Origin of the sequence: Archangium lipolyticum (assembly GCF_024623785.1) — a bacterium.
Taxonomy (GTDB): domain Bacteria; phylum Myxococcota; class Myxococcia; order Myxococcales; family Myxococcaceae; genus Archangium; species Archangium lipolyticum.
Genome location: NZ_JANKBZ010000005.1, coordinates 40327 through 66845 on the forward strand (window position 1 = coordinate 40327; position 26519 = coordinate 66845).

At 69.5% G+C, this 26519-nt stretch carries 21 protein-coding genes; 13 read left to right on the plus strand and 8 right to left on the minus strand.

Annotated features, from left to right (window positions below; all coding sequences use genetic code 11):
* Entirely contained in the window at positions 1–1545 is a 1545-nt protein-coding gene (locus NR810_RS13060; protein ID WP_257452182.1) for a DUF1501 domain-containing protein, read from the plus strand.
* A 114-nt stretch (positions 1546–1659) separates the two neighbouring features.
* Here NR810_RS13060 and NR810_RS13065 read toward each other — a convergent pair whose 3' ends face one another.
* Genes NR810_RS13065 through NR810_RS13075 form a run of 3 tightly spaced genes read right to left on the minus strand, consistent with a single transcriptional unit; the run spans position 1660 to position 4033 of the window.
* Positions 1660–3261: a caspase family protein gene (locus tag NR810_RS13065; RefSeq protein ID WP_257452185.1), complete on the minus strand. Its 1602-nt coding sequence runs from the start codon at positions 3259–3261 to the stop codon at positions 1660–1662.
* A 14-nt stretch (positions 3262–3275) separates the two neighbouring features.
* Positions 3276–3515 (minus strand): zf-HC2 domain-containing protein, encoded by a 240-nt coding sequence (locus NR810_RS13070; protein WP_306818141.1) that lies wholly within the window; start codon positions 3513–3515, stop codon positions 3276–3278.
* Entirely contained in the window at positions 3512–4033 is a 522-nt protein-coding gene (locus tag NR810_RS13075) for an RNA polymerase sigma factor (RefSeq protein WP_257452187.1), read from the minus strand. Before NR810_RS13075 ends, NR810_RS13070 begins: the two co-directional genes overlap by 4 nt.
* Before the next feature lie 314 nt (positions 4034–4347).
* Between NR810_RS13075 and NR810_RS13080 the strand changes: the two genes are divergently transcribed.
* From NR810_RS13080 to NR810_RS13090, 3 genes are read left to right on the plus strand one after another with little or no spacing between them, the layout of a single operon-like run.
* Positions 4348–5712 carry a hypothetical protein gene (locus NR810_RS13080; protein ID WP_257452189.1) on the plus strand — a complete coding sequence of 455 codons (1365 nt, stop codon included), beginning with the start codon at positions 4348–4350 and terminating at the stop codon, positions 5710–5712.
* Positions 5702–6379, plus strand: coding sequence for a hypothetical protein (locus NR810_RS13085; protein ID WP_257452191.1), 678 nt, complete (start codon positions 5702–5704; stop codon positions 6377–6379). The genes NR810_RS13080 and NR810_RS13085 overlap by 11 nt, the downstream gene beginning before the upstream one ends.
* Positions 6380–6388: 9 nt before the next feature.
* Positions 6389–7945, plus strand: coding sequence for a DUF1501 domain-containing protein (locus NR810_RS13090; RefSeq protein ID WP_257452194.1), 1557 nt, complete (start codon positions 6389–6391; stop codon positions 7943–7945).
* 337 nt (positions 7946–8282) lie between these two features.
* On the opposite strand, the gene NR810_RS13095 is transcribed toward NR810_RS13090, so the two are convergent.
* The 4 genes from NR810_RS13095 to NR810_RS13110 are packed head-to-tail and all read right to left on the minus strand — an operon-like array spanning position 8283 to position 12043.
* A complete protein-coding gene (locus tag NR810_RS13095) occupies positions 8283–8735 on the minus strand; it encodes a GNAT family N-acetyltransferase (protein ID WP_257452197.1) in 453 nt (150 codons plus the stop codon).
* A gap of 25 nt (positions 8736–8760) precedes the next feature.
* A complete protein-coding gene (locus NR810_RS13100; RefSeq protein WP_257452199.1) occupies positions 8761–9591 on the minus strand; it encodes an ABC transporter permease in 831 nt (276 codons plus the stop codon).
* The gene (locus NR810_RS13105; RefSeq protein ID WP_257452202.1) at positions 9588–10499 is read right to left on the minus strand and encodes an ABC transporter permease; all 912 of its coding nucleotides are present in this window, start codon (positions 10497–10499) and stop codon (positions 9588–9590) included. The genes NR810_RS13100 and NR810_RS13105 overlap by 4 nt, the downstream gene beginning before the upstream one ends.
* Complete coding sequence (locus NR810_RS13110) at positions 10496–12043, minus strand: ABC transporter substrate-binding protein (protein WP_257452204.1); 1548 nt, start codon at positions 12041–12043, stop codon at positions 10496–10498. The genes NR810_RS13105 and NR810_RS13110 overlap by 4 nt, the downstream gene beginning before the upstream one ends.
* 127 nt (positions 12044–12170) lie before the next feature.
* On the opposite strand from NR810_RS13110, the gene NR810_RS13115 reads away from it, so the two are divergent.
* From NR810_RS13115 to NR810_RS13130, 4 genes are all read left to right on the plus strand, one after another.
* A complete protein-coding gene (locus tag NR810_RS13115; RefSeq protein WP_257452215.1) occupies positions 12171–12995 on the plus strand; it encodes a HEAT repeat domain-containing protein in 825 nt (274 codons plus the stop codon).
* 54 nt (positions 12996–13049) lie between these two features.
* A complete protein-coding gene (locus NR810_RS13120) occupies positions 13050–13841 on the plus strand; it encodes an SDR family NAD(P)-dependent oxidoreductase (protein ID WP_257452224.1) in 792 nt (263 codons plus the stop codon).
* A 255-nt stretch (positions 13842–14096) separates the two neighbouring features.
* Positions 14097–16340 carry a D-alanyl-D-alanine carboxypeptidase/D-alanyl-D-alanine endopeptidase gene (dacB, locus tag NR810_RS13125; RefSeq protein ID WP_257452234.1) on the plus strand — a complete coding sequence of 748 codons (2244 nt, stop codon included), beginning with the start codon at positions 14097–14099 and terminating at the stop codon, positions 16338–16340.
* A 180-nt stretch (positions 16341–16520) separates the two neighbouring features.
* A complete protein-coding gene (locus NR810_RS13130) occupies positions 16521–17036 on the plus strand; it encodes a single-stranded DNA-binding protein (RefSeq protein ID WP_257452236.1) in 516 nt (171 codons plus the stop codon).
* Between the two features lie 82 nt (positions 17037–17118).
* On the opposite strand, the gene NR810_RS13135 is transcribed toward NR810_RS13130, so the two are convergent.
* The gene (locus NR810_RS13135; RefSeq protein ID WP_257452238.1) at positions 17119–17784 is read right to left on the minus strand and encodes a succinate dehydrogenase; all 666 of its coding nucleotides are present in this window, start codon (positions 17782–17784) and stop codon (positions 17119–17121) included.
* 225 nt (positions 17785–18009) lie between these two features.
* Here NR810_RS13135 and hslO point away from each other — a divergent pair, with 225 nt between their 5' ends.
* The 5 genes from hslO (at position 18010) to NR810_RS13165 (ending at position 25543) form a co-directional block, all read left to right on the plus strand.
* Positions 18010–18909 carry an Hsp33 family molecular chaperone HslO gene (gene hslO, locus NR810_RS13140; protein WP_257452241.1) on the plus strand — a complete coding sequence of 300 codons (900 nt, stop codon included), beginning with the start codon at positions 18010–18012 and terminating at the stop codon, positions 18907–18909.
* A gap of 159 nt (positions 18910–19068) precedes the next feature.
* The gene (locus NR810_RS13145; protein WP_407653784.1) at positions 19069–19653 is read left to right on the plus strand and encodes a phosphoribosyltransferase; all 585 of its coding nucleotides are present in this window, start codon (positions 19069–19071) and stop codon (positions 19651–19653) included.
* Positions 19654–19677: 24 nt separating this feature from the next.
* Entirely contained in the window at positions 19678–21594 is a 1917-nt protein-coding gene (gene selB / locus NR810_RS13150) for a selenocysteine-specific translation elongation factor (protein ID WP_257452245.1), read from the plus strand.
* Positions 21591–24110 (plus strand): ATP-binding protein, encoded by a 2520-nt coding sequence (locus NR810_RS52100; RefSeq protein ID WP_306818143.1) that lies wholly within the window; start codon positions 21591–21593, stop codon positions 24108–24110. The genes selB and NR810_RS52100 overlap by 4 nt, the downstream gene beginning before the upstream one ends.
* Positions 24107–25543, plus strand: coding sequence for a sigma-54-dependent transcriptional regulator (locus NR810_RS13165; RefSeq protein ID WP_257452247.1), 1437 nt, complete (start codon positions 24107–24109; stop codon positions 25541–25543). Before NR810_RS52100 ends, NR810_RS13165 begins: the two co-directional genes overlap by 4 nt.
* Positions 25544–26519: the final 976 nt, after the last annotated feature.

Here is a 26519-nt window from a genome sequence, read left to right on the forward strand (position 1 = left end):
ATGTCACTGCGTAACAATGGACGGCTCTCGCGCCGGGAAATCCTGAAGGCCTTGTCGATGTGCGCGGCGGGCTCCGCGACCCTGGGGCCGCTGCTGACGGGCTGCCGGGATGTGCTCAATACGCCAGCGGCACTCGAGCAACTCGGGGGTGTGCGCCAGGCGCGCCTGGATGGCAAACCCCGTTTCCTCATCGTGGTGGGCGCCGTGGGAGGCGCTTCCATCATCGACAGCATGCTGGCGGTACGGGCCGCGGAGGCGGGCGCCAACGCGGCGAAGCTCAACACCTTCGCCGACTCGCAGGTGCAACTGGTGGAGGGCTCTCCGTTCCGTGCCGTGAAGGTGGACAGCCCCCAGCTGGGCAACATTCCCGTGCCGGTGAAGACGGACCAGCTGCCCTTCGTGAAGAAGTACAAGGACTCCATGCTGGTGGCCACCTCGGTGGGCACGTCGGTCAACCATGTCATCGCGCAGAAGCGGAGCCTGACCGGAAACAACGCCTGGCGTGGCCGCACGTTGCAGGAGTGTGTGGCCCTCCAGTACGGCGCGGGCTTCCCCATTCCCAACGTGAACATGGGCAACTCGGGCTTCTCCGAGCGCGGCACCGACAACACCCTGCCCGCGCACTGCTACGGGGAGGTGGTGGCCAACCCCTCGCTCTGGCCCCTGGGTCTCGATGGGGTGAAGGGCATCAAGGACCTGCCTTCCCGCGAGGTGGTGGCCCTGACGCGGAGCGTGCGCAACTCACTCGATGCCCAGTCGGTCTTCGGGAAGACCTTCGACGACGCGGCGGCACTCAAGCTGTGGAATGAGCAGCGCACCACGGGACAGTCCGCGCTGGAGGTCCAGGATCTGATCAACCGCCTCAACGTGCTGCCTGACGATCCGAAGACGCCGCTCTCGGAGTACGGCCTGTCGAGCTCCCCCGATGCGGAGAAGCTGCGGGCGGTCTTCCCGAACTACATGAGCGACCCCGTGGAGGGGCAGGCGGCGCTGGCGTTCCTGCTGCTCAAGAACCGGGTGTCGGTGACGGTGACGCTGGGGCCGTCGTTCAACATGGCGGTGACTCCCTCGTATCAGGTCACCAACCCGCCGCTGGCCTTCGACTTCAGCCACAATGATCATCGCTCCATCCAGGCGTTCATGTGGTCGCGCCTGATGGACACGATCGACAAGCTCATCGGGTTGCTCAAGTCGGAGCCCTTCGACTCGAGCGGCGAGAGCCTGTGGGACCGGTCGTTGATCTACATGGCGACCGAGTTCGGACGCACGCGCACGCGGGAGGGTGCCACGGAGAACTTCGGTACCGGACATGACCTCAACAACGGTTTCATGATCCTCTCGCCGATGGTCCGGGGCAACACGGTGCTGGGAGGGGTGGATCCGAGCACCACGCTGACCTACGGCTTCGACCCGCGCACCGGCGCACCCGAGCGCGGCAAGACGGAGTCGAACGAGCCGGACATCTTCTCGGGCATCCTCACGGCGATGGGGGTCGACACCTCTGGCAGCGGACTGCCCGACGCGAGCGCCTTCGCGCGCACCTGAGCCACCGGGGACCTTCCCCTCTCCCTCCGGGAGAGGGACGGGGTGAGGGTACCTGGAGCAACCAGGTTGCCCTCACGTTTCGGCCTGGTTGCTGTCACGGGCCCTTGCGGGGTTTCAAAGGCGGTGCTTCACGAGCAGGAGGAACTCCCAGTACCCGAGGGAGCGCTGATAATCGACGTTGTAGAAGAAGTAGTGAATGCGGGGGCTCGCGGTGAGCTCGAAGCCGCCCCAGAGCCGCCACCGTATGCCGGCCACGAGACCTGGGGTGAGCATCCCATACTGTTGATCCGGGAGGCTCGGGTCCTTGAAGTCGCTGCGCATGCCGAGGAAGGCGAGCCGTGGTCCGATGAAGAGGGACGCGCGGCCCAGGGGCCACTCGGCCACCAGCGAGGTGCCCGCGGTCAGCAGCATGTACTGGTAGCGTGCTCCCGAGAGGAGGGGGTGCTCCAGCGTGACCTCGCGCGTGCCCAGGACCAGGTCGAAGGTCCAGCTCCAACCCTCGCGCAAGTAGTCGTGCAGGCCCAGCTCCAGGCCCAGCATGGGCGTGTAGGGGAAGAGGCTCTCGTGGGCGGGGGCATTGAAGAAGGCGTGATGTCCGCCGGTGAGGCCCAGCGTCCAATACGAGCGGGACTCCTGCTCCCGGGAAGGCACGCCCTTCACCGGATCATCCGAGAAGGGCGTGTCCCGCAGCCGCGACTCGTCGAGCACCGTGGTGAGCCCGCGCCGGACCTCGGTCTCGCCCACGCGCAGCCGGTCCGTCAGCCGCCGCTTCACCGTATACGTGCCCGGGGCCAGGGCCAGCCTCCGCTCGGAGTCCGTGGCCTTGTGCAACTCCGCCACCACGAGGCCTCGAGGGTTCACGAAGTAGTAGGCCCCCGCGGGCGCGGTGCGAGGCACCAGCAGTCCCTCGCCGCTCCCGCGCACATCCGTCAACACCAGGTCGCCCTGGCCGGCCAGGTCGTAGCTGAAGGTGGGGTGCTGGGGCCCGGTGCTGCTGTCCGCGGTGTCCGCCACGGTGCGGGCGTAGGCATGGGCGTAGGCCTCGAAGAGCGTCACCTGCCCGTCGCCCGAGCGGTCCGCGTCCCCCAGCAGCCCGCTGGCCAGGTGGTGGGAGAAATAGCTGCCGCCCAGCAGATCCGACTCCTGCGAGTCCTCGTCCGCCGCGCTGGAGGTGAGGATGACGAGCCCCTTGCTCTCGTGCGTGGCGTCCGTGTCGATGGCGAAGGCCGGAGCGCGCCGGGCTCCCTTCCTGCGTGTGAGCGCCCCGGAGCGGCACGAGTCCAGGATGGTGATGCGGATGTCCACGGGCGCTGTCGCCAGCCGGCGCTTCAGCGCCTCCAGGTCCAGCGTGCTGTCTCCCATCCGCAGCGAGCCGTCCTTCGCATGGCCCGAGTAGTAGACGATGAGCGAGGTGCGTTCTCCCCGGGCCCGTGCCTCCCGTGCGCGCGCTTCCAACCTGGCGAGCGCCTGGAGGAAGTCCTCCGCGTTCTCGTCCAGCAGCAGCCGCGCATCACCGGGCTCCACTCCGCCCAGCCGCACCAGGAGCTCGTGCATCTTGCGCGCATCGTCCTTCGCGAAACGCAGGGGCCGGGTGTGCGCGCCGCCCTTGTCGTTGCCCGCCACCAGCGCGAAGCGGCGCAGCGGCTGTGCCTGCACGGCCGTTGCCAGCAACAACCCCAGGACGAGCACCCGGGCAGGACCCGCGAGGCATCTCATGGCTTGCGCGGGAGTCAGTGGACCTCCTCGCCTTCCACGCCTGCCTCCCAGGCCCGCCGTGCCCCCACGCCTGCCGCGAATCGCTCGAAGGGAACCTCCTCCTCGAAGCGGACCTGGTTGGCCTCGAGGCCCTTCATGATTTCGTCACACTCCGCGCACGAGGACACATGCGCCCGGACCCGTTGGATTTCCGGGCCGGGAAGCTCTCCGGCGTGCAGCCGCCGCAGCGTCCATTCCGACGGGTGAGCGCTCATGGAACCATCAGCTCCTCGTTCGTCAGGGCGGCGAATCGTTCCAGCCGCTTGCGCACCGTGGGCACCGAGCGCTCCAGAATCGAGGCCACCTCTTCCAGCGTCATTCCATCCACCCAGTAGTGTACCACCGCCGCCTGTGTCTCCAGGTCCACCCGGGAGAGCAGCGACCGCAGCAGCGCCCGCGTCTCCATCTTCTGCTCTCCCCCATCTCCCTCCGGACGGGCCAGCGCGTCCCGTTCGAACCAGCGCCGCCAGGGGGCCCGCTCCGAGCGCAGCTGGTTGAGGCAGAGGTGGGTGGCGCTCTTCATCAACCACGCCAGCGGCGAGGCACCGGCGCGGAGCTCGTCCGCGTGGGAGAGGGCGCGGGCGAATACCTCCTGCATCGCGTCCTCGGCCTTCGTGGCGTCCTTCAACAGATAGCGGCAACGCTCGTACACGCTGCCTCCATACGCCGTGTACAGCCCGCGCAGGAACTCGCTCCGGTCCTTGTCCTTCTGCCCTCCAGTGATGGCCTTCAAGGCTGGATGGGGTAGGTCCTGCCACGGCCTGGTGAAGCCGCGTCGGTTGGCGAGCTGGCGTCCCAGCCCTCGTGTTGTCTCTGCCTGTTACGGCCCATGGACATCGTCCTCGGGCGTGAGCGCCAGGCCGCTCTTCCCGGTGCGGGTTGTTCGTTCTCCCGTAGGGACACAGCAGGGGCCCGGAAACAGAAAAGCCGATTTTCATTTAAATGCCGCTGCTGTGTCTCTCCACCAGGACCCTCTTCCATCCATGAGGAGCACTGGTGCTTCGACGACTCATTCTGGCAGCCACCCTCTGCCTCGCGGGGGGCGCGTTGGCCAAGCCTCCTGCGGGAGGTGTGTTCTGCTCCACCTATCCTTCGGCACCCGCGTGCACGGGACAGCAGCCGTCCTGCAACTTCTGTCACGTCGCGCCACCCCAGCGAAACGTCTTCGGCGCCGGGCTGGAGCCCCATCTGGCCCCCAGCGCACCACGCCCGTTGTCCGACACGGACTTCGCGTACGCGCTCCCCACGGCGTTGAAGGCCGTCGAGACGGAGGATGCCGACGGTGACGGCGTGTCCAACCTCGTGGAGATCCAGCGAGGCACCTTCCCGGGCGATCCCAACAGCGTGCCCGCGGACACCGGCCACTGCCAGGCGGGTGAGAATCCCCAGTACGACGTGTGCCGGTACGACGCGCGCTTCGCGTACAAGCGCCTGCTGCTCGACTTCTGCGGCGTGCCGCCCACCTACGCGCAGATGAAGGAGCTCAGCGCGCTGAGCGCCAGCGACCAGCTCACCCGGATGGATGCCGAGCTGGACCGGTGCACCCAGAGCGAGTTCTGGCGCGGCAAGAACGGGCAGCTGTGGAAGCTGGCGCACCCGAAGATCCGCCCGGTGGCCACGTTCAAGGCGGGCCCGGAGGACACAGGGACCAATCCCCTCGGCGACTATTATGACGATTACGCGCTCTACGCCTACGCGCAGATCGACGACCACGACGCGCGCGAGGTGATGACGGCGAAGTACTACGTGCGCCGGGAGACCCACCCCACCCGCTACACGGCGGTGCCGTCTCTGCCGACGCAAGTCATGGAGGAGCCGCACCGCGCGGGCAACCTCACCTCCAAGTGGAGCATCCTCTACTTCGTGATGTTCAGCGCGATGCCGCGCAACGCCGCGTCGCAGGCCTACCGGGCGTACCTGGGTCTCGATATCGCCAAGCAGGAGGGCCTCTTCAGCATTCCCGGCGAGCCTCGCGACTACGACCACGCGGGCGTGACCTCACCCGGCTGCGCAGCCTGCCACGCCACGCTCGACCCACTGACCTACCCCTTCCGCAACTACCAGGGGATCTACATCAATGATTACCCCACCTCGGCGCACTACGTACCCGACCGCCTCGAGAAGTACTTCTCCGATGTCTCTCCGATCATCACCCAGACACCGGAGGCCGGCTACCTCTTCGGCCAGAAGGTGAACAACCTCATCGAGTGGGCGGAGGTCGGGGCCAACAGCGATGCCTTCGCCATCTCCGCCGTCACCGACTACTGGAAGCTGCTCGTGGGCCATCCCCCCACCCCCGAGGAGAACGCCGAGTTCGTCGCCACCTGGAAGCGCTTCAAGGGCACGCACCAGTACCGCGTGCAGCGCATGCTTCACGACCTGATCCGCACGGAGGCCTACGGTGCGCCCTGATTTCCTTCGCGTGTTGCTGCTGTCCTCCGCCTGCGTCCTCTCCGCGTGCCCGTCGTCGCCTTCGCCCTCGGGGCCGGATACCGGCACGCCGCCGCCTGTCGATGCCGGCACGGGTTCCTCCGGTGAGGTGGCGCCCTCCTCGCGCGACAACCTGCGCTTCATGAATCCGGAGCAACTGACGGCCCACTTCGCCTCGGCGCTGTCCCTGCCGCCGGAGCAGGTGTGCAACGAGCTGGGCCAGTATCCTTGCGCCACCTACGCGCACACCGTGGTCCTGGGCGGCGTCGAGCCCTATCGCGTGGGTCTCTACGAGCCCCTGAAGGTCACGGGCGCGACGACTCCCAACGTCATCGACCGCATGGCGCTGGCGGCTTGCGCCCGGCGCGTCTCGCTCGACGTCACCCACCCCGAGGAGGCGGTCCTCTTCAAGGGCCTCGAGCTCGATGCGCAGGGGCGCCTGGCGAACCGGGATGGTGCCCCGGTCCGCGACGTCATCACCTCGCTCTACCAGCGTGTCCTGTTGCGAGACCCCACGGAAACGGAGGTGGGCGCGTTGTCGCAACTGGCCACCCGGATCGAGTCCACGGGTAGCCAGACACCGGGCCGCGACTGGATGACCGCGGCCTGCTTCTCCGTCCTCTCCTCCGCCGAATCCGTCTTCTTCTAAGGGAACGTCATGTCACTGCGTAACAATGGACGGCTCTCGCGCCGGGAAATCCTGAAGGCCTTGTCGATGTGCGCGGCGGGCTCCGCGACCCTGGGACCCTTGCTGGCGGGCTGCCGGGACGCGCTCAACACTCCGGCGGCACTCGAGCAACTCGGGGGCGTGCGCCGGGCGCGCCTGGATGGCAAGCCCCGCTTCCTCATCGTGGTGGGCGCCATGGGAGGCGCCTCCATCGTCGACAGCATGCTGGCGGTGCGGGCCTCGGAGACCTCGGCGGCGGGCGGCAACCCCGCGAAGCTCAACACCTTCGCCGATGCACAGGTGCAGAACGTGGAGGGTTCTCCGTTCCGCGCCGTGAAGGTGGAGACGAACTATCTGGGCACCATCCCCACGCTGGTGAAGACGGACCAGCTGCCCTTCGTGCGCAAGTACAAGGACAGCATGCTGGTGGCCACCTCGGTGGGCACGTCGGTCAACCACGCCGTCGCGCAGAAGCGGAGCCTGACCGGCAACAACGCCTGGCGTGGCCGCACGTTGCAGGAGTGTGTGGCCCTCCAGTACGGCGCCGGCCTCCCTCTTCCCAATGTGAACATGGGCAACGGGGGCTTCACCGAGCGCGGCACCGATGACTCCCTGCCCGCGTACTGCTACGGGGAGGTGGTGGCCAACCCCGCTCTCTGGCCCCTGGGCCTCGATGGGATGAAGGGCCTCAAGGACGTGCCTTCCCGCGAGGTGGTGGCTCTGGCCCGGAGCACGCGCGACACGCTCGATGCCCAGTCGGTCTTCGGGCGGACCTTCGACGACGCGGCGGCGCTCGAGCGGTGGAACGAGCAGCGCACCTCGGGGCAGGCCGCGCTGGAGGTCCAGGAGCTGATCAACCGCCTCAACGTGATGCCCGATCAGCCGCCGACGATGCCGCTCTCGGAATACGGCCTGTCGAGCTCCCCCGATGCGGAGCGGCTGCGCGCGGCCTTCCCGAACTACATGACGGATCCCGTGGAGGGGCAGGCGGCGCTGGCGTTCCTGCTGATCAAGAACCGGGTATCGGTATCGGTGACACTGGGCCCGTCGTTCAACCTCGCGATAAGTCCACCGAAGCAGTTCACCAACCCACCGCTGGCCTACGACTTCAGCCACAATGAGCACCGCTCGGTCCAGGCCTTCATGTGGTCGCGCATGATGGACACGATCGACAAGCTGATCGAGTTGCTCAAGTCGGAGCCCTTCGACTCGAGCGGCGAGAGCCTGTGGGACCGCTCGTTGATCTACATGGCCACCGAGTTCGGGCGCACGCGCACTCGGCGGGAGGGGGCCAGTCAGTTCGGCACCGGGCATGACCTCAACAACGGTTTCATGATCCTCTCGCCGATGGTCCGGGGCAACACGTTGCTGGGAGGCGTCGACCCGAGCACCACGCTGACCTACGGTTTCGACCCGCGCACCGGCGCGCCCGAACCCGGCAAGATGACAGCGAACGAAGCGGACATCTTCTCGGGCATCCTCACCGCGATGGGCGTCGACACCTCCGGCAGCGGACTGCCCGACGCGAGCGCCTTCGTGCGCACCTGAATCGCCCGGGACCGGGGGAGCCTTCTTCCCCCCGGCCCGTGTGCGCTGGATGAAGTCGCCTGAACAAGGGGTATAGATGTCCCGCACTGTCCAGTCTCTGTACGCACTCGGCATGCCCGCTGGGCTTCGAGGGCGGCGAGGCCATCTGCCCGTGCCACCTCTGTCACGGGAGTCACCGTGGTCATCGTGTAGTCATTTCCCCTCTCCCTTTGGGAGAGGGTCAGGGTGAGGGTCTTTCGCCTGGAGTGCGTGGCCTCATGTTGGAGCGAGGAACACGCGGGTGAAGACCCTCACCCCCCGCCCTCTCCCAGGGGGAGAGGGAGCATGCGAAACACGATCAACGGTACATGTCCACGTGGGGGATTCCGTCCTCGTCGTACACGTCCCCCACCACGCGGAAGCCGAAGCTCTCGTAGAAGCGCCGCAGGTAGTTCTGCGCTCCGATCCGGATGGTCGTCCCGGGATGGTGCTCCTCGATGAAGGCGATCCCCTTCTCCAGCAGCACCTTGCCGTAGCCGAAGCGGCGCGCGCTCGGGGCGATGACCACCCGGCCGAGGCTCGACTCCGGGAACTTCAGCCCCGGCGGTAGCACGCGCAGGTAGGCCACGAGCTGGGTTCCGTCCGGGCCCTCCTCGGTTCCGAACAGGTGGTGGGAGCCCTGGTCGTAGCCATCGATGTCCTTGTAGAAGGAGCGCTGCTCCAACACGAACACATCCTGGCGCAGCGCCAGCAGTCTGTAGAGCTCGTTGAGCGTCAGCTCGGGGAACGTCTTCCACTTCCAGTGTGGCATGGCTCTCCTATCCGGCGGCGGCCACTCAGGGCCGGTGCTCCGGGTGCTTCGGGTCCAGCGTATCGCGCACGGCGTCTCCGAGCAGGTGGAAGCCCAGCACCGTGAGGGCCAGCGCCAGCCCGGGAAAGAGGGCCACATGGGGCGCGACGAGCAGGTACTGCGTCCCCTGGTCCACCAGTGCCCCCCACGAGGGTGTCCCCGGAGGCGCGCCGAGCCCGAGGAAGCTGAGCGAGGCCTCGGCCAGGATGGCGCCGGGCAGGGCGGAGGTTGCCTGGATGACGAGCGGCCCCGCTGCATTGGGCAGCAGATGGCGGAAGAGGATGCGCGTGTTGCCGGCACCCAGGGCCCGCGCGGCCTGGACGTAATCGCGCTCGCGCAGGGTGAGCACCTGGGCCCGCGCCAGCCGGGCATAGCCCGTCCATCCGGTGAAGCTCAGGGCGAAGACGACGTGCGTCAGCGAGGGCCCCAGCACGGCGGTGATGAAGATGGCCAGGAGGATGCCGGGGAAGGCGAGCAGCACGTCGGTGAGGCGCATGAGGGCCTCGTCCACGAGCCCGCCCACGTAGCCCGCCAGCCCTCCGAGCACGGTGCCCACCAGCGCCGAGAGGGCCACGGCGAATACCGCCACGACGAGCGAGAGGCGCGCCCCGTGGAGGACGTGGGTGAGCAGATCGATGCCGTTCTCCCCCGCGCCGAGCAGGTGGCCGGGGCCGGGAGGAGTGAGCTCGGCGGCGAGGTCGAGGGTCTCCGGCGCATGGGGGCTGAGCACCGGGGCCAGCAGCGCGGTGAGGACGAGCAGCCCCGCCACGGCGAGGCCGAAGCGTCCGCCCACGGAGCGCAAGCGGAGCCTCCTCATGCGCGCCTCCGCACGCGCGGGTCCACGAGTGAGTAGGCCACGTCGGTGAGCGCGTTGACGAGCACGTAGCAGCAGGTGAAGACGAGCACGGTGGCGCGCACGGTGTTGTAGTCGCGCTTCTCGATGGCGGAGAGGAGCAGGGTGCCCATGCCGGGCCAGGCGAAGACCTTCTCGGTGACGATGGCGCCGCCGAGCAGGGCGCCGAACTCGAGCCCGAGCACGGTGAGGATGGGCAGCAGGGCGTTGCGGAAGGCATGCCGCCACAGCACGGCGCGCGGGTGGAGCCCCTTGGCGCGGGCCACGGTGACGTAGTCCTCGCGCAGCGCCTCCAGCATGGAGGCCCGCGTCATCCGCGCGAGGAACGCCGCGAGCGCGGTGCCCAGCGTGAATGCGGGCAGCACGAGGTGGCGCCAGGAGTCGGCGCCGGACACGGGCAGCCAGTCCAGCTTCAGGGCGAAGAGGATGATGAGCACCGGTCCCAGCCAGAAGCGGGGCAGGGCCACTCCGGCCGCGGCCGCGCTCATGGCCGCCGCGTCCACCGCCGTGCCCCGGCGCGAGGCCGCGAACACGCCGAGCGGAATGGCCAGCACCACGGCGATGACCATGGACGCGAGGGCGAGCAGCAGCGTGTGGGGCAGGGCCGTGCCGATGGCGGGCAGCACCTTCCTCTGGAAGGGCGGCAGCGAGGTGCGCAGCTCGCCGGTGAGGAAGTCCCGGGTGAAGTTCCACAGCTGGAGGTGCACGGGCTGATCGAGCCCCACCGCGCGGCGCAGTGCCTCGCGGTCCACCTGCGTGGCCTGCTCGCCGAGCATCACGTCGATGGGGTCTCCCGGCACGAGGTGCAGGAAGAGCGACACCAGCAGCAGCGCGCCCACCAGCGCCACCGCCGCGGAGACGAGCCGCCTCATGGCTCCACCATCCTCGCCCGCGCCAGCGGCGTGAACATGCCATGGGCGCTCGGCTCGAAGCCCTGGAGCCGCTGGGAGGCGACCGCCACGGAGCTCTCGTGCCACAGGGGCACCACGGGCATCAGCGCGTCCACCTGTTCCTGCGCCCGCGCGTAGAGCGCCTTGCGCTCGGGCGTGGACACACGGCTGGCCTCGTCGAGCAGGGCATCGAGCGCCTCGTCCTTCAGCGCGCCCCGGTTGAAGCCGCCCCAGTGGTTGGCCTCCGTGGGCACGTTGCCCGAGTGGTACGCGCCGCGCAGCAGATCCGGCTCGATGACGGAGGCCCACTTGAGGGTGAAGAGCTCGAAGTTGCCCCGGCGGATGTCGTTGAAGAAGGTGCCGAACTCGAGCGAGCGCACCTCCACGGCCACGCCACCGCGCGCGAGCTGCTCCTGGAGCACGAGCGCCACGGAGCGGCGGAAGCGGTCGGTGCTCGTCTTGAGCTGGAGCCGGAGGCGGGGTGCGCCCCCGGGCCCATCCGGATCCGGGTAGCCCGCCTCGTCCAACAGGCGCGCGGCCTCCTTCGGGTCGTACCGGCAGCCGGTAACGGGAGCCCAGGCCCAGTGCGTGCGCGGCAGCATGGATTGGGCGGGCTCGGCCAGGCCGTGGAACTTGTACGTGACGAGCGGCCCCACGTCGACGAGGTGGCACAGGGCCCGGCGCACCCGCACGTCCGTGAGCGGCCCTCCGCGCAGGTTGAGGCCGAGGTAGGCGAAGCCGGTGCCCGGTTTGGTGAGGATGCGCAGCGACGGCTCGCGCTCCAGCGCGGGCAGCACGGCGGGGGAGAGCGCGTTGAGCACCAGGTCCGCGCGCCCCTTGAGCAGCTCCAGCACGCGCGTCGTCTCATCCCGCACCACGCGGAAGTGCAGCCGGGGGATGGCGGGCGCGCCGTGGTGGTGGCCCGCGAAGGGCACCAGCGTGAGGTGCTCCTCGTCCGGCTGGGACTCGAAGCGGAAGGGGCCCGCGCCGATGGGGGCCCGGCCCTGGAGCTCCTTGCCCGCGGCCGAGGCCCGCTCGGCGGGGAGGATGCCCAGCGACAGCTCGGAGAGCAGCGGCGCGTAGGGCTGGCGCAGGTGGAAGCGCACCGTGCGCGCGTCCACCACCGTGACGCGCTCGACGGCCGCGTACCGCTCCGCCCTGGGGCTGGCGATGGCCGCGTCCCTCATGCTGTCGTAGGTGGCCTTCACGTCCTCGGCGGTGAGGGCACTGCCGTCGTGAAAGGTGAGCCCCGGGCGCAGGGTGAGCTCCACGAGCGTGGGCGACAGCTCGCGGAAGGACTCCGCGAGGTCCGGCACGGGTGTGCTGCTGTCGTCGAAGGTGATGAGCCCGGGGGTGATGAGCTGGGCGATGCGCTGGCCCGTGGCCGTCAGCGTGAGCCGGCTGTCCAGCGTCTCGGCAGGGGCCTCGATGAGCACGGTGATGCCCGGCGGCGGGCGCTCGGCGCGGCAGCCGGGCACGAGCGCCACGAGGAGCGCCAGGACTGCATGGCGGAGCGGCGGGGGCATCGGGTCCTTCGTTGTGGCACAGCGCCCTCCTGTTCGGAACTCAATCAGGAGCACTTCCAAGCCTTTCCTGATTGCCAGGCCGTCATTACTCCAGGGGCCGCGGGGGGCTCGATCGCACGGATGCACCATGGACTACCGCAGACCCGAGGATCCCCGTAGCACCGAAGAACTCATCGCCCTCTCCCTGAGAGGTGAGGAAGAAGACGAGCAGGCCTGGGATGCCATCGCCCTGCTCCACTGGAGGGGGACCCGCGAGGTCTTCGAGGCGGCCAGGCGTCTGGTGCAGTCGCCGCTGGCCAGGGAGCGCGGCCGGGGCGCGGACATCCTGGGGCAGCTGGGCATTCCCAAGCGGACCTTCCCCGAGGAGTCTCTCCAGCTCCTGCTGGACCTGCTCCGCCGGGAGACCGAGCCCGCCGTGCTCAGCTCCGCCTCGGCCGCGCTCGGCCACCTTCGGGATCCGCGCGCGGTGCCGGAGCTCGTGAAGCTCAAGAGCCATCCGTGCGCGGAGGTGCGGAGCGGCGTGGTTCACGGGTTGATGTGCCAGCAGGACCCGGAGGCCATCGCCGCGCTCATCGCGCTGTCGGGCGACCCCGACGAGGACATCCGCAACTGGTCCACCTTCAATCTGGGCACCCAGCTCGACATCGACACGCCCGAGCTGCGGGAGGCCCTGCTGCGCCGGCTCACGGACCCCAACGAGGAGATCCGGGGCGAGGCGCTCGTGGGGCTCGCCCGGAGGAAGGACCCCCGGGTGCTGGAGCCCCTCCTGGCGGCGCTCTCCGCCGACAACGTCATGGTCCTGGTGGTCGAGGCGGCGATGGAGCTCCAGGATCCGCGCGTGTATCCCCTCCTGGTAGCGCTCCGCGACGACCCTGGCGAGGCGGACCCCTACTTCCGCAGTGTCCTCCACGAGGCCATCCGCAGCTACGAGTCCTCGCTGTCCGCCGATTGACCGCTGCGGGTGGCGGGGCCCGTCATTACCCTTGCCGGCCGGAGGTGACGGCACATGGCGAAGGTGACGGGAACGGCCCTCGTGACGGGGGGCAATCGCGGTCTGGGGCTCGAGGTCTGCCGGCAACTCGGCCGGCTCGGCATGCGGGTGTTGCTCTCGGCCCGGGACATCGCCGCGGGCGCCGAGGCCACCGCCGCGCTGCGCTCCGAGGGCCTCGAGGTCACCTTCGAGCCCCTCGACGTCACCTCCCAGGAGAGCATCGACAAGCTGGCGGACCGGCTCGAGCGCCAGGGCCTCCGGCTGGCGTCGCTCGTCAACAACGCGGCCATCGCCCTGCAGGGGTTCGACGCCAGCGTGGCCGAGCGGACCGTCGCCGCCAACTTCCTCGGGCCCCTGCACGTCACCGAGCGTCTGCTGCCCCTCATGGAGGAGCACGGCCGCATCGTCATGGTGTCGAGCGGGGCCGGCGAGCTCGAGGGGCTCTCCCCGGCCATCCGCCAGCGCGTCGACCCACCTCCTTCGAAGGAGGAGCTGGTCGCGCTCATGCATGAGTTCGTCGACGACGTCCGCGGCGGCGGGTACGCGGCGAAGGGCTGGCCGGGCTCGGCCTACCGCGTCTCGAAGCTAGGACTCAACGCGCTGACCCGCCTGCTCGCCGCGGAGCTGAAGCCGCGCCACCTGCTCGTGAACGCCGTCTGCCCCGGCTGGGTGAGGACCCGGATGGGAGGGGAGGGGGCTTCACGGAGCGTGGAGGAGGGGGCCGACACCCTGGTCTGGGCGGCCACACTCCCCCCGGAGGGTCCCTCGGGGGGCTTCTTCCGAGAGCGCCGCGCCATCCCCTGGTAGCACCTGTCGGAGTGCCTCTTACCCATGCGGGGACGGCTCCTCCATGTCGGCCCGGGTGGGTAGAATTCACAGCGGTATCACACGCATGCCCGCCCCGCCGTCTTTCTCGTAAATCGAGCACTAGTCCACACGAGCGGCGACGCTTTGCCGCCTGGTGGAAGGCCGGGCACCCGGGACGCACTCTCCGATCGAGTGTCTCCCTTGCCGCTCCTGACTCCCCCTCCCATAATGGCCGTCACCTTCCCCGGAGAGCACGTGCAGGTTCACCGAGCCAGATCCCTCTTGGCCGTGACGTTTGCCATTTTCGTCACGTTTCCGCGCGCCGGCGCCGCCGCCGCGGACGACAAGAAGCGCGCCGAGCGCGAGGCACTCAAGGCTTCGTTGATGCAGGTCCTCCAACGCGAGCCCCTCAACGCCAGCCGTGTGGGCGTCCACATGATGAGCCTCGACGACGGCACGGTGGTGTTCAGCCAGAACGCCGACGAGCTGCTCAACCCCGCCTCCAACGTGAAGCTCGTCACCTCGGCGGCGGCGCTCGTCACGCTCGGGCCCGAGTACCGCTTCGAGACCGAGTTCCTCGTGGAGCCCGAGTCCGACGGTCTCAAGGCCAAGACGCTCTATGTGCGCGGCAAGGGCGACCCGTCCATCAACACCGAGCGGCTGTACGGCATGGTGGCGGACCTCTTCCACACCGGCCTGCGCGAGGTGCAGGACATCGTCGTGGACGAGGCGTGGTTCGATCCCGAGCGCACCCCTCCCGGTTATGACCAGGAGGACTCGGACCGGGCCTACATGGCCCCCACGGGCGCTTTGAGCCTCAACTGGAACGCGGTGGGCGTGTACCTGCGTCCGGGTGACACCGTGGGCGCCAAGGGCGTGGTGGAGCTCGAGCCGCCCAGCGACTACTTCGCGGTGGACAACCAGCTGACCACCGGCAACCACCGGGCCCGCCGTTTCTCGGTGGCGTCGGATGCGGCCGGCGCCCAGCAGAAGATCGTCGTGCGCGGTCAGGTGGCCCAGGGTGGCGGCTACATGAGCGTGTACAAGAAGATCGACAACCCGCCCATGTACTTCGGCCAGACGCTCAAGCAGATGCTCAATGCGCGCGGCGTGAAGGTGAAGGGCAAGGTGAAGCCGGGTGTCACGCCCCAGAAGGCGAAGCTGGTGTACGTGGCCCACTCGGAGACCTTCGACGTCATCCTCAAGCGCCTCAACAAGGTGTCGAGCAACTTCATCGCCGAGATGCTCCTCAAGACGATGGGCGCCGAGGCGCGCGGGGTGCCGGGCTCCTTCGCCAAGGGCATCGACGTGGTGGAGGACTTCCTCTCGCGCGAGGTGGGCATCCCCCGCGGCACCTACGTGATGAAGAACGGCAGCGGCCTCAATGACGCCAACCGCTTCTCCGCCGCGCAGATGGACCGCATCCTCCGCTACATGTACCAGCGCTTCCCGCTGGCGCCCGAGTACCTGTCCTCGCTGGGCATCGCCGGCAAGGACGGCACGCTGCGCTACCGCTTCGACGGCACCGAGGCCGTGGGCCGGCTGCGCGCCAAGACGGGCACGCTGGAGAACGTGTCGGCCCTCAGCGGCTACGTGCAGGCGGCCGGTGGGGAGAAGTTCATCTTCTCCATGATGGTGAACGACTACCCGGGCCGCTCCGGGCCGGTGGTGCGCGGGCTGGACGCGCTGGGCGCGGCGGTGGCCTCGGTGGGCTCCACCCTGGGCCCCGGGCGCGCGGTGGCGGAGCTCGCCAGCGAGGAGAAGTCGAGCAGCCCCCTGGCCGAGGTGACCAGCCGGGTGAAGACGTACCTGGCGCTGGGCAGCCAGAGGGATCCGCGCAACATCGGCTTCCTGCGCACGGCGTGGCGCAGCGAGAGGGATCCCGCGGTGCGCGCGGTGCTGGCCGAGAGCCTCTACCAGTCCAACCCGCAGGACTACCTCGGGGTGCGCACGCTGCTGGACAGCTACTCGGCGGGCTCGGAGGTGTATGGCCGGCTGCGCACGGTGGCGCGTGAGCTGTCGATGGAGGTCCCCGGGCTGGGCAGCATGGTGGAGCTGGCCGCCAGCGGCAACGCCGAGGCGCTCTCGCGCATCGTCGAGCTGTCCGGGGCTTCCCTGGGTGATGCCGGCTCCGAGTCGGAGATGGTCGAGGGCCTGGGCGCCGTGGCGCGCACGGCGCCGGAGGAGCTGGTGCAGGCGCTGCGGAGTGCCTCGGCGAAGGACCGCGAGGTGGCCACCTCGCTGCTGGCGCGCGGGCTGGTGCAGGCCGGTGAGGCGGAGCACCCCTTCTGGAAGGCGTTGAAGAAGAGCCTGGGCTCCACCGACACGAAGGCAGCCGAGTTCGCTCGCTCGCTGGAGGGCTCGCTGTCGCGCAAGGTGGCCGAGGAGAAGGCGCCCAAGCCGCAGCAGCTGGTGCCCACGCAGGTGGTGGCCCCGGCGGCCGTGGTGCCCATGGGCCCTGCCGCCGAGCGCACCGCCGAGACCCGTCCCGGCGGGTAGACGCTCGGTCCGCTATTTCCTCGCCTGCCAGACAGACAACGGATGACCGGGTGAATCCCTGTTCAGGTGGGGACTCACCCGGTATGCTATAGGGCGAGCTCGAGTGCGGGTTCTGTTCCCGCACCGGAAGCATGTGACCGGCCCGTGGTGGGTCGGTCCTCGAAGAGAAAGGACGCAGTCATGGCTGGAGGAGTCAACAAGGTCATCCTCATCGGCAACCTCGGCGCGGACCCGGAGGTGCGTTTCACCCCCGGCGGCCAGGCGGTCGCCAACTTCCGCATCGCGACCAGCGACACCTGGACGGACAAGAACGGCCAGAAGCAGGAGCGCACGGAGTGGCACCGCATCGTGGTGTGGGGGAAGCTCGCGGAGCTCTGCGGCGAGTACCTGAAGAAGGGCCGCCAGTGCTACGTCGAGGGGCGCCTGCAGACGCGCGAGTGGACGGACAAGGAAGGCCGCAAGAACTACACCACGGAGGTGGTGGCCAACGGAGTGACCTTCCTCGGCGGCCGTGACGGCGCCGGCGCGGGTGGCGGTGGTGGCGGTGGCGGCCGCGGTGGTGGCTACTCGCAGCGCGGGGGTGGCCAGCAGCAGGGCGGCGGCTACGACGACTACGGCCCGCCTCCGATGGACGACGGTGGTGGCATGGGCGGCGGTGGCGGCAACGGCGGCGGGGACGACGACATCCCGTTCTAGGCCGGCAGTACGGAAGTGAAACGGCCGCTCCCGGAACCCCGGGGCGGCCGTTGTCGTTGCGGGGTTGCTCCGGGGAAGCCCCTCACCCGTAGGCGGCGCCGGCCTTGTACAACGCGAAGATGGCGCCCCAACCCATGGCCAGCAGCACCAGGAAGATGGCGATGGACCACGGCTCGAAGCGGCGCATGGAGCGCTCGGAGGCCAGCAGACCCCAGCCCATGGCGAAGCCCTGCAGGCCGTTGGCGATGTGGTACGCCGTGCCCAGCACGCCCAGCAGGTAGACGACGATCGTCGGCGTGTGGAAGTGCATCTCCCGCGCGATGTCCGAGAACGGCTCCGGGTGACCCTGCACCAGCCGCGGGTGCAGGAAGGCCAGCCACATGTGCGCGCCCAGGAAGAAGAGCACGCCGAGGCCGGCCACGCGCTGAACGATGTACTTGAGGTTGCCGTAGTACGGGTAGGCCGCGTTGTTCGGCTTGAAGCTCAGCATCCGCACGATGCCCCACCCGGTGTGGAGGAGCAGCGGGAGGAGGACGATCAGGAACGTGGCGGCCTGGGCGTAGGGGTGCTTGTACTGCGTCACCGCCGACTGCCAGGCCTCGGCGCCCTGCCAGGCGGCGAGGTTGTCCCACAGGTGGTTCACCACCCAGATGCTCAGCGGCACCACGGCGAGGAACGAGCCCAGGCGGGACTGGAGGAGCGGCGTCTTCTGCGAATTGGCGGGGGCGGCTGCGGCGTGGGTGCTCATCGGTACTCCGGAAGACGGACGGACAGACGGACAGTGGGTTATAGCCCGGTCCCGTCCGGGGGGAGCACTTTCCTCCATCAGCCGGCGGCAGCCGGGGCACACGGAGGTATTAGGTGGGACGATGCTTCCAAGGAGGCCCCTCCGCCCGGACCCCGGACGGGGGAGCCCGCGCGCTCATTGTCATTGGCGAGCGGCGCGCGGGTGGGCACGCTACTTCCACGACCTATGGCCGATGAACTCGTCAGTGGATTGTTGAAGGAAACCGACCTGCGCGTGGTGCTCGTCACCGCCAGCGAGCTCGCTCGCCGGGCGCGCGAGCTGCACCGCTCGGCGACGGCCTCGGCCTCGTTGATGGCGCAGGGACTCACCGCCGGTGCCCTGCTCGCCGCGCTGCAGAAGAGCGACTCGCGCATCAACCTGCAGCTCGAGTGCGACGGGCCCCTCCGGGGCCTCTTCGTGGATGGGGACACCTCGGGTGTGCTGCGCGGCTACGTGAAGAACCCCCTCGTGTCCCACCTGGGCGCCGAGGGCCAGTATCACTGGCGTCCGGCGCTGGGGAACAAGGGCTACCTCTCCGTGCTGCGCGACCTGGGTGGGGGCGAGTACTACCGCTCCTCGGTGGAGTTGGAGAGCTTCGACCTGGCCAGGGACCTGGAGCGCTACTTCACCATCTCCGACCAGCTGCCCTCGCGCGTCTACCTCACCGTGCTGCCGGAGAAGTCGGATGGGACCGGCGAGCCGCTGGGGCTGGTGGTGGGTCTGCTCCTCCAGCCGCTGCCCGATGGGGACCGGGGCGCCTTCCAGGCACTCGGCGACAGGCTCGTCAAGGACTTCGAGCCCGCCGTGCGGGCCCATGCGGCCCAGGGCGCCACGGCGCTCCTCAAAGCGTTGGTGCCCCAAGCGGATCTGGAGGTGATGTCGCGCTACCCCATCTCCTTCACCTGCAGTTGCAGCAAGGACCGGGTGAAGCGGGCCCTGATGTCCATGGGCCGCGAGGAGCTGGAGGACATCCTCGCCAAGGAGGGCAAGGCCGAGGCGGACTGCCATTTCTGCACCACGCACTACGTGGTCACCGGGGATGAAATCCGCGCGCTCCTGGCGGAGATGACCCAGTCCATGAGTTGAGGAGGGGGCAGGCAGGCTCCGGCGGGAGTGGCGGTACCGCGTTGCCCAGGGTATGACGGCACCGCACCCCACACTGGAGTCCTCGCCGTGGCCACCAAGCGGGCAACGCCGAAGGCAACGCCCAAGGGCACGAAGGGCAAGCCTTCCCAGAAGCACCAGGTGGAGACGCTCGTCTCCATCCCGTCGGACCTGATCCTCGCGCCTCAGGTGGAGGCGCCGCGCCAGCTCACCGGACGCGACCAGTCCCACAAGAAGACCCGGGTCCAGGAGTTGTCCTGGGCGCAGTTCGACCGATCGGTTCAGGGGCTCGCGCGGGAGATAGGCAAGAGCTACAAGCCCCAGGTGGTGGTGGGCGTGGCGCACGGAGGAGTCTTCGTGGGCGGAGCGCTCTCCAGCGCGCTCGGCTGCGAGTTCTTCCCGGTGCGCATCAGCCGCCGCAGCCGGGACAAGGGCGGGGCCAAGCCGAAGCTGAGCGGAGAGATGCCGCGGGAGCTCAAGGGCAAGCGCGTGCTCATCGTGGACGATGTGGCCTCCAGCGGGGACACCCTGGAGCTGGCCACGGCGCTGGCGCAGAAGGTGGGGGCCAAGGAAGTGAACACCGCGACGCTGGTGGCCCGTACCGGTGGCTTCGCCCCGGGCTTCAGCGCGCTGACCACCGAGGCGCTCGTCGTCTTCCCGTGGGACTACGAGGCCGTCACCGAGGACGGGCGCTTCGACGTGGACCCGGACAAGGCGGGGGCCTGAACCGAGGGAGAGCCGGGGGGTGAGATGATCATCGGCACCGCGGGGCACATCGATCACGGCAAGACGTCACTGGTCAAGGCGCTCACCGGTATCGACACGGATCGGCTCAAGGAGGAGAAGCGCCGGGGGATTACCCTGGAGCTGGGCTTCGCGCACTTGAAGCTCGACGATGGCACCGTGGCGGGTGTGGTGGACGTGCCCGGCCACGAGCGCTTCGTGAAGGCGATGGCCGCGGGCGCCGGCGGGGTGGACGTGGCGGTGCTGGTGGTGGCCGCGGACGAGGGCGTGATGCCCCAGACGCGCGAGCACCTGGACATCTGCCGGTTGCTGGGGGTGAAGGCCGGTGTCATCGCCCTCACCAAGTCGGACCTGCTGGCGGAGCTGGGCGCCGAGTGGCGCGCGCTGGTGGAGGCGGACCTGGCCACGCTGGTGGCGGGCACCTTCCTGGAGGGCGCGCCGGTGGTGCCCGTCTCCTCGAAGACGGGGGAGGGGCTGGAGGGGCTGCGCGCCGCGCTCACGCGGGTGGCCCAGGGGCTGCCCTCGCGTCCGTCCGAGGGTCCCGCCTTCCTGCCGGTGGACCGGGCCTTCACCATCAAGGGGTTCGGCACGGTGGTGACGGGCACGTTGCTGTCCGGAATCCTGGCGGTGGAGGACCCCGTGTCGCTGCTGCCGGGCCTGCCCGGTCCGCTGCGCGTGCGTGGGTTGCAGATGCATGGCGAGGCGGCGCCGAAGGTGGCGGCGGGCCAGCGCACCGCGGTGAACCTGACGGGCGTGGAGCCCGAGGCGATTTCCCGCGGCATGGTGCTGGTGAAGGCCGGCGAGGTGCCCGACACGCGCATGCTGGACGTGGAGCTGAGCCTGCTGCCCGCGGCGGAGGAGGCCCTGCCCCGGCGCCGCAAGCTGCTCCTGCACCTGGGCACCGCGCAGGTGGAGGCCACGGTGGCGCTGTTGGACCTGGAGAAGCTGGAGCCGGGGGAGACGGCGCTCGCGCAGCTGCGCCTGTCCGAGCCCATGGCCGCGCTGCCGGGCCAGCGCTTCATCCTCCGGGGCTCGCGTGCGCTGCCGGGGCGGGGCGCTACGCTGGCCGGTGGGCGCGTGCTGTCCATCACCCCGCCACGACGCCGCAAGGGCGGCTCCGAGGTGGTGGCCCCGCTGCTGGAGGCGGACGCGGGGGGCCAGGTGGCGTGGTTGCTGCGCCAGTCGGGCTACCGGGGCCTCACGCAGCAGGAGCTCTTCGCGCGCTCGGCGCTCGCGCCCAAGGTGTTGGGGCGGGCCCTGGAGCTGCTCGGCTCGCGCGGCACGGCGCTGCTGGTGGACCGGGAGCGGCGCCTGTACGTCTCCGGCGAGGTGTTCGAGGGCCTGCGGGCGCGGGCGCTGGCGCTGCTCGCCGCCTTCCACGAGCGCGAGCCCCTGCGCGAGGGCCTCTCGCGGGAGGAGCTGCGCCAGCGTCTGTCGGGCGAGCTGGACGCGCGCCTCTTCGCCCGGGTGGTGCAGGCGTTGATGGACGCGGGGAAGGTGGAGGCGGAGAAGGAAGTGGTGCGCCTCAAGGGACGCGGCCGGACGCTCACGCTGGACGAGGACGCGGCGCGCACGCGGTTGGTGGCCGACCTGTCGGCGGCGGGACTCGCGCCGCCCACGCTCAACGAGCTGGCGCAGCGGCTGCGCCTGCCGGCGGCCCGGGTGCAGGAGTTGCTCAAGGTGGCGGTGGCGGAGGGCAGGGTGGCGCGGGTGAGCGAGGAGCTGTTCTTCGACGCGGGAGCGCTGGCCGGGCTGAAGGAGCGGCTGGTTGCCCACCTGCGCGAGAAGAAGGAGATTTCCACCCAGGCCTTCAAGGAGCTGGTGGGGCAGAGCCGGAAGTTCGTCATTCCCCTCTCGGAGTACTTCGACCGCGAGAAGGTAACGCTCCGGGTCGGAGAGAAACGGGTCCTGCGGCGCGCATGACGACGAAGCGTTTCAACGAGACGGCCCTGCGGGCCCTGATCGAATCCTTTGGCAACCCCATGTATGTCGCCAGGGGAGGCCGGGTGTGGGCGGCGAACGAGGCCTACCTGGAGATGCTGGGCCAGGGCCGGGCGCAGGTGGAGGGCCGCCTGTTCCTGGACTTCGTCCGTCCGGAAGACCGGGCGCGTCTGGAGGCGCGCTACCGCAAGCGCGAGGAAGGGGTGCTGAAGGAGTCGGGCCCCCAGCGCTACCTGTTGCCCCGGGCGGGCGGGGGGTCGCTCGAGGTGGCGACCTACGTGCAGGAGGTGGAGCTGGAGGAGAGCGGCCGCGCGATGCTCATCAACCTCCTGGTGCTGGGCGAGCGGCCGGCGGAGCTGGTGGTGGCCGAGCGCCTGGTGGAGACGTCCGCGGAGCTGGTCGCGGCGCGCTCGGAGGAGGCGGTGCGGAGGGTGGCGCTGGCGGGCCTCACGGGCGCGGGGTTCTCCGCGCACTTCCTGGTGCGCGAAGGCGAGCGCTTCGTCATCCGGGACGGAGATGGGGCACTGCCTCCGGAGGACATGGCGCTGGGGCTGCGGGCACTCGCCGAGGGGCGGCCCACTTTCGGGCACCAGCCCGAGTGGGAGTCCAGCCACGTCTACCTCCCCCTGGGCACCACGCTGTCGGAGGTGCTGTGGGTGTCGGGGCAAGGGCTGTCGTCCTCGTACGGCTCGGTGCTGGCGCTCTTCGCCAAGGTGGTGGGCGCCGCGCTCACCGACGCGCGGCTGCTGGCGGAAGTGGAGCGGGGCCGGTTGGAGCTGGGGGCCGTGGCCGAGCTGGCGCGCTTCGTCGCCCAGCCGGAGCCGCCCTCGCCCGAGGCCTTCCTCTCGCGCCTGGCCACGCTGCTCAGCGCGGACGCCGCCCTGCTGTATGCCCCCGAGTCTCCAGAGGGGGAGCTGGTCCTCACGGCGCAGGTGGGACTGGATGGACAGCTGAGCGCCGTGCTCGCCGCGCCGCTCGGAGGCATGTCGCCGTCCCTGGCGGCGGCCCGGGGCGCGGTGCTCTCCAGCGAGGCCGAGGAGGGGGTGTTGATGGAGGCCACCGGCGGGCGCCTGGGCTGTGGCGCGGCGGTCCGCCTGGCCCATGGTGGCCACCCGCGGGGGTTGCTCCAGGTACTGCGTGCCCCGGGACGCCCCTTCGCCGGGGGAGATCTGCGGCTGCTGTTCCCACTGTCCGAGCTGATGATGACGCTGCTCGACCAGCGCCGCCTGCGCAGCGAGTCCGCCCGGCAGCTCGCCGATACGCGCCTGCTGCTGGACCTGGCCCGCACCACCACCGCCACGCTGGAGGTGGCCAGCATCCTGGACGTGGCCTCGGACTTCCTCGTCAAGCTGCTGGACGTCTCCAACTGCTTCATCCTGCTGCATGACGAGCAGTCGGGAGTCCTGCGCGGCGCCGCCGCCTCCGCCACCCACCGCGACTTCTTCCGCGGCGTGGTGATTCCGGTGGAGGAGCCCGTGAGCATCGCGGCGCGCGTGGCCCGCGAGCGCCGGCCGTTCGCAGTGCCGGACCTGTCGAAGGTCGCGGAGCTGGCGCAGCGCGAGCTCGTCCGCCGTTTCGATGAGAAGGCCGTGCTGGCCCTGCCACTCACCTCGCGCGAGGAGCTCATCGGCGTGGTGCTGCTGGACGACACCCGCCGCCCGCGCACCTTCCCGCCCGCCTTCATCGAGCTGGCCGAGGCCACGTGCGGGCAGATCGCCCTGGCCATCGCCAACGCCCGCCTCTACGAGTCCCTCTGGGCCTCCTACGCGGAGCTGGCCGCGGCGCGCGCGGAGATGGTCAAGCGCGAGCGCCTGGCCGCGCTCGGCGAGCTGTCCGCCATCGTGGCCCACGAGGTGCGCAACCCCCTGGGCGTCATCTTCAACGCCGTGGCCTCGCTGCGCCGCATGATCAAGGCCGAGGGCGACGCGGGCATGCTGCTGGACATCCTCGCGGAGGAGAGCGACCGGCTCAACCGCATGGTGGGGGACCTGCTGGACTACACCCGCCCGCGCGAGCCCATGCTGCACCCGGAGGAAGTCCCGCGCGTGCTGCAGGAATCGGCGGACTCCGCGCGGGCTCAGCAGGGGGGCTCCGGCCGCATCTCCTTCACCGTCGACGCGGACCCGGAGCTGCCGCGGGTGCCGATGGACCGGCGCCTCATCCGCCAGGCGCTCGTCAACGTGCTCATCAACTCCATCCAGTCCATGCCCCAGGGCGGCCCCATCCAGGTGCGCGCCCGGCGCGAGCCGCATGGCGGCAAGGACATGCTGCGCATCGACGTGACGGACCAGGGCTGTGGCATCCCCACCGAGCTCGTCCACCGCGTCTTCGAACCCTTCTTCACCACCAAGGCCCAGGGCACGGGCCTGGGGCTCGCCGTGGTCAAACGCATCATCGAGGAGCACCACGGGGAGATTTCCGTGGAGAGTGCTCCGGGCCGTGGCACCACCTTCACCCTCCGCCTTCCCCTCACCCAGCTGACGACGAGCCTGCCGTGACCGACGCACCCACTCAGCTCTCCCGGGGCCGCATCCTGGTCGTGGACGACCAGCGCAACCTGCGGACCACCACCGCGCTCCTGCTGCGCTCCGCGCAGTATTCCGTCTTCGAGGCCGCCAACGGCGAGGAGGCGCTCGCGACCCTGGCGAACAACGGGGTGGACCTGATGTTGACGGACCTGAAGATGGAGCCGATGGACGGGCTCACCCTCCTCAAGAAGGCGCTGGAGGTCAGCCCGCGTCTTCAGGTCATCATGATGACGGCCTTCGGCTCCATCGAGAGCGCGGTGACGGCCATGCGCGAGGGGGCGTTCGACTACATCACCAAGCCCTTCAAGGAGAGCGAGCTGCGCCTGCGGGTGGAGCATGCGCTGGAGCGGGCCCGGCTGCTGGCGGCGGTGGACATGTTCGCCGGTGAGTTCAACGAGCGCTACGGCCTGTCCGCGCTGGTGGGCCGCAGCCCGGCGATGCAGGAGCTGCAGTCGCGGTTGATCCGCGTGGCGCAGAGCGACGCCACGGTGCTGGTGCAGGGCGAGAGCGGCACGGGCAAGGAGCTCGTCGCCCGGGCGGTGCACGCGCAGAGCCGGCGCAAGGACAAGCCCTTCGTCCCGGTGAACTGCGCCGCCATCTCCGAGACGCTGTTGGAGAGCGAGCTGTTCGGCCACGCCAAGGGGGCCTTCACCGGCGCGGTGCGTGCCCGGCGTGGCCTCGTCGAGGAGGCGGACGGAGGCACGCTCTTCATCGACGAGGTGACGGAGACGACGCCCGCCTTCCAGTCCAAGCTGCTGCGCACCCTGCAGGAGGGCGAGGTGCGGCGCGTGGGCGAGTCCGTCCCGGTGAAGGTGGACGTGCGCATCGTCGCCGCCACCAACCGGGACATCGAGCTGGAGGTGCGCGAGAAGCGCTTCCGGCAGGACCTGTACTACCGGCTCAACGTGGTGTCGTTGCGCGTGCCACCCCTGCGCGAGCGCCTGGAGGACGTGCCGGCACTGGCCGAGCACTTCCTCAAGCGCGCCAACGCCCGCAGCCCGGCGCCCAAGCGCCTGTCGAAGGCGGCGGTGGAGCACCTGATGAACTACAGCTTCCCCGGCAACGTGCGCGAGCTGGAGAACCTGGTGGAGCAGGCGGCGGCGCTGGCCGAGTCGCCGGAGCTGCTTCCCGAGGACTTCCCCGTGCGCCTCGAGGCCCGCGTGGATGCCGCGGGCCCCGTGGGGGCCACGTCCTCAGCCCTGGTGGCGGACACCAGCACCCGGATGCCCACGCTGGCCGAGGCGGTGGATGATGCCGAGCGCCGGGCGATCGCCCAGGCCCTGGAGCGGCACGGGACGGACCTGGGCCGGGTCGCCGAGGAGCTGGCCATCTCCTCGACCACGCTGTGGCGGAAGATGAAGCGCCTCAACCTGCGTCCACCCGGGGCCGAACACCGGGACTGAGGCTGTACGGGCGATGTCTCCTGCTTCACTCCTTGTCAGGATTGCAAAGCGTATTCAATCCTGAAAAGCAGAAGTGCCCGGGATGAGGCCAGATTTTCAGATCTGGAAGTGGATTGCAGCGCTGCAATGGCTGGAGGGGGGGCCTGGGAGGCAGGGGGAATGCTAAGTGCCTGAAATTACTGGCCTCTGAGAGTCTGGGGGCCGTGGCATGGCGAGTGCTAAAGAGAAGACCCGGAGCACATCGAAGCGAGGCTGAAGGCGGTTCCCCCCCACCCCTTCAGCACTTCCGGTGAGCTTTTCGAGAAGAACCCGCGGCCCGGTATCCTCCATGAGGGTGCCGGGCCGCCTTCTTTTTGGGGCCTCGGGGCCCGGGTCCTTCTTTCCACTGCTGAAAGCCCTTTCACTTCTGCAAAGCGGATTTCAAGATTGCAATTCAAGGGTGAAAAGCAGGAGGGCGTGCTGGGGTCGAGCGGCGCCAAGTGCCCGGAAGGATTGGCCTTCGAGACCGTCTCCGGCTGGCATGGCGAGTGCTAAAGAGAAGATTCAGAGCACGTCGAAGCAGGCTGAAAGAGGTTCCCCCCCACCGCTTTCAGCGCTTCCGGTGAGCTTCCTGAGAAGAACCCGCGGCCCGGTATCCTTCATGAGGATGCCGGGCCGCCTTCTTTTTGCGGCTCTGCTCACGGCCCCCGCTGCTCGAGCGGAGTGGTTTTCACTTCTGAAAGCGGATTTCAAAGCTGCAATTCAAGGGTGAAAAGCAGGAGGGCGTGCCGAGGCCGAGCGGCGCCAAGTGCCCGGAACGACTGGCCTTCGAGGCCATCTCCGGCTGGCATGGCGAGTGCTAAAGAGAAGATCCGGAGCACGTCGAAGCAGGCTGAAGGAGGTTCCCCCCCACCGCCTTCAGCACTTCCGGTGAGCTTCCTGAGAAGAACTCGCGGCCCGGTATCCTTCATGAGGATGCCGGGCCGCCTTCTTTTTG

What these genes read in the sequence shown, in the direction of transcription:
- NR810_RS13120 (WP_257452224.1), top strand. Translation starts at nt 13,050, where the DNA reads ATGGCGAAGGTGACGGGAACGGCCCTCGTGACGGGGGGCAATCGCGGT.
- NR810_RS13105 (WP_257452202.1), bottom strand. Translation starts at nt 10,499, where the DNA reads ATGAGGCGGCTCGTCTCCGCGGCGGTGGCGCTGGTGGGCGCGCTGCTG.
- NR810_RS13115 (WP_257452215.1), top strand. Translation starts at nt 12,171, where the DNA reads ATGGACTACCGCAGACCCGAGGATCCCCGTAGCACCGAAGAACTCATC.
- NR810_RS13110 (WP_257452204.1), bottom strand. Translation starts at nt 12,043, where the DNA reads ATGCCCCCGCCGCTCCGCCATGCAGTCCTGGCGCTCCTCGTGGCGCTC.
- NR810_RS13130 (WP_257452236.1), top strand. Translation starts at nt 16,521, where the DNA reads ATGGCTGGAGGAGTCAACAAGGTCATCCTCATCGGCAACCTCGGCGCG.
- hslO (WP_257452241.1), top strand. Translation starts at nt 18,010, where the DNA reads ATGGCCGATGAACTCGTCAGTGGATTGTTGAAGGAAACCGACCTGCGC.
- NR810_RS52100 (WP_306818143.1), top strand. Translation starts at nt 21,591, where the DNA reads ATGACGACGAAGCGTTTCAACGAGACGGCCCTGCGGGCCCTGATCGAA.
- NR810_RS13135 (WP_257452238.1), bottom strand. Translation starts at nt 17,784, where the DNA reads ATGAGCACCCACGCCGCAGCCGCCCCCGCCAATTCGCAGAAGACGCCG.
- NR810_RS13070 (WP_306818141.1), bottom strand. Translation starts at nt 3,515, where the DNA reads ATGAGCGCTCACCCGTCGGAATGGACGCTGCGGCGGCTGCACGCCGGA.
- NR810_RS13090 (WP_257452194.1), top strand. Translation starts at nt 6,389, where the DNA reads ATGTCACTGCGTAACAATGGACGGCTCTCGCGCCGGGAAATCCTGAAG.
- selB (WP_257452245.1), top strand. Translation starts at nt 19,678, where the DNA reads ATGATCATCGGCACCGCGGGGCACATCGATCACGGCAAGACGTCACTG.
- NR810_RS13100 (WP_257452199.1), bottom strand. Translation starts at nt 9,591, where the DNA reads ATGAGGAGGCTCCGCTTGCGCTCCGTGGGCGGACGCTTCGGCCTCGCC.
- NR810_RS13060 (WP_257452182.1), top strand. Translation starts at nt 1, where the DNA reads ATGTCACTGCGTAACAATGGACGGCTCTCGCGCCGGGAAATCCTGAAG.
- NR810_RS13095 (WP_257452197.1), bottom strand. Translation starts at nt 8,735, where the DNA reads ATGCCACACTGGAAGTGGAAGACGTTCCCCGAGCTGACGCTCAACGAG.
- NR810_RS13065 (WP_257452185.1), bottom strand. Translation starts at nt 3,261, where the DNA reads ATGAGATGCCTCGCGGGTCCTGCCCGGGTGCTCGTCCTGGGGTTGTTG.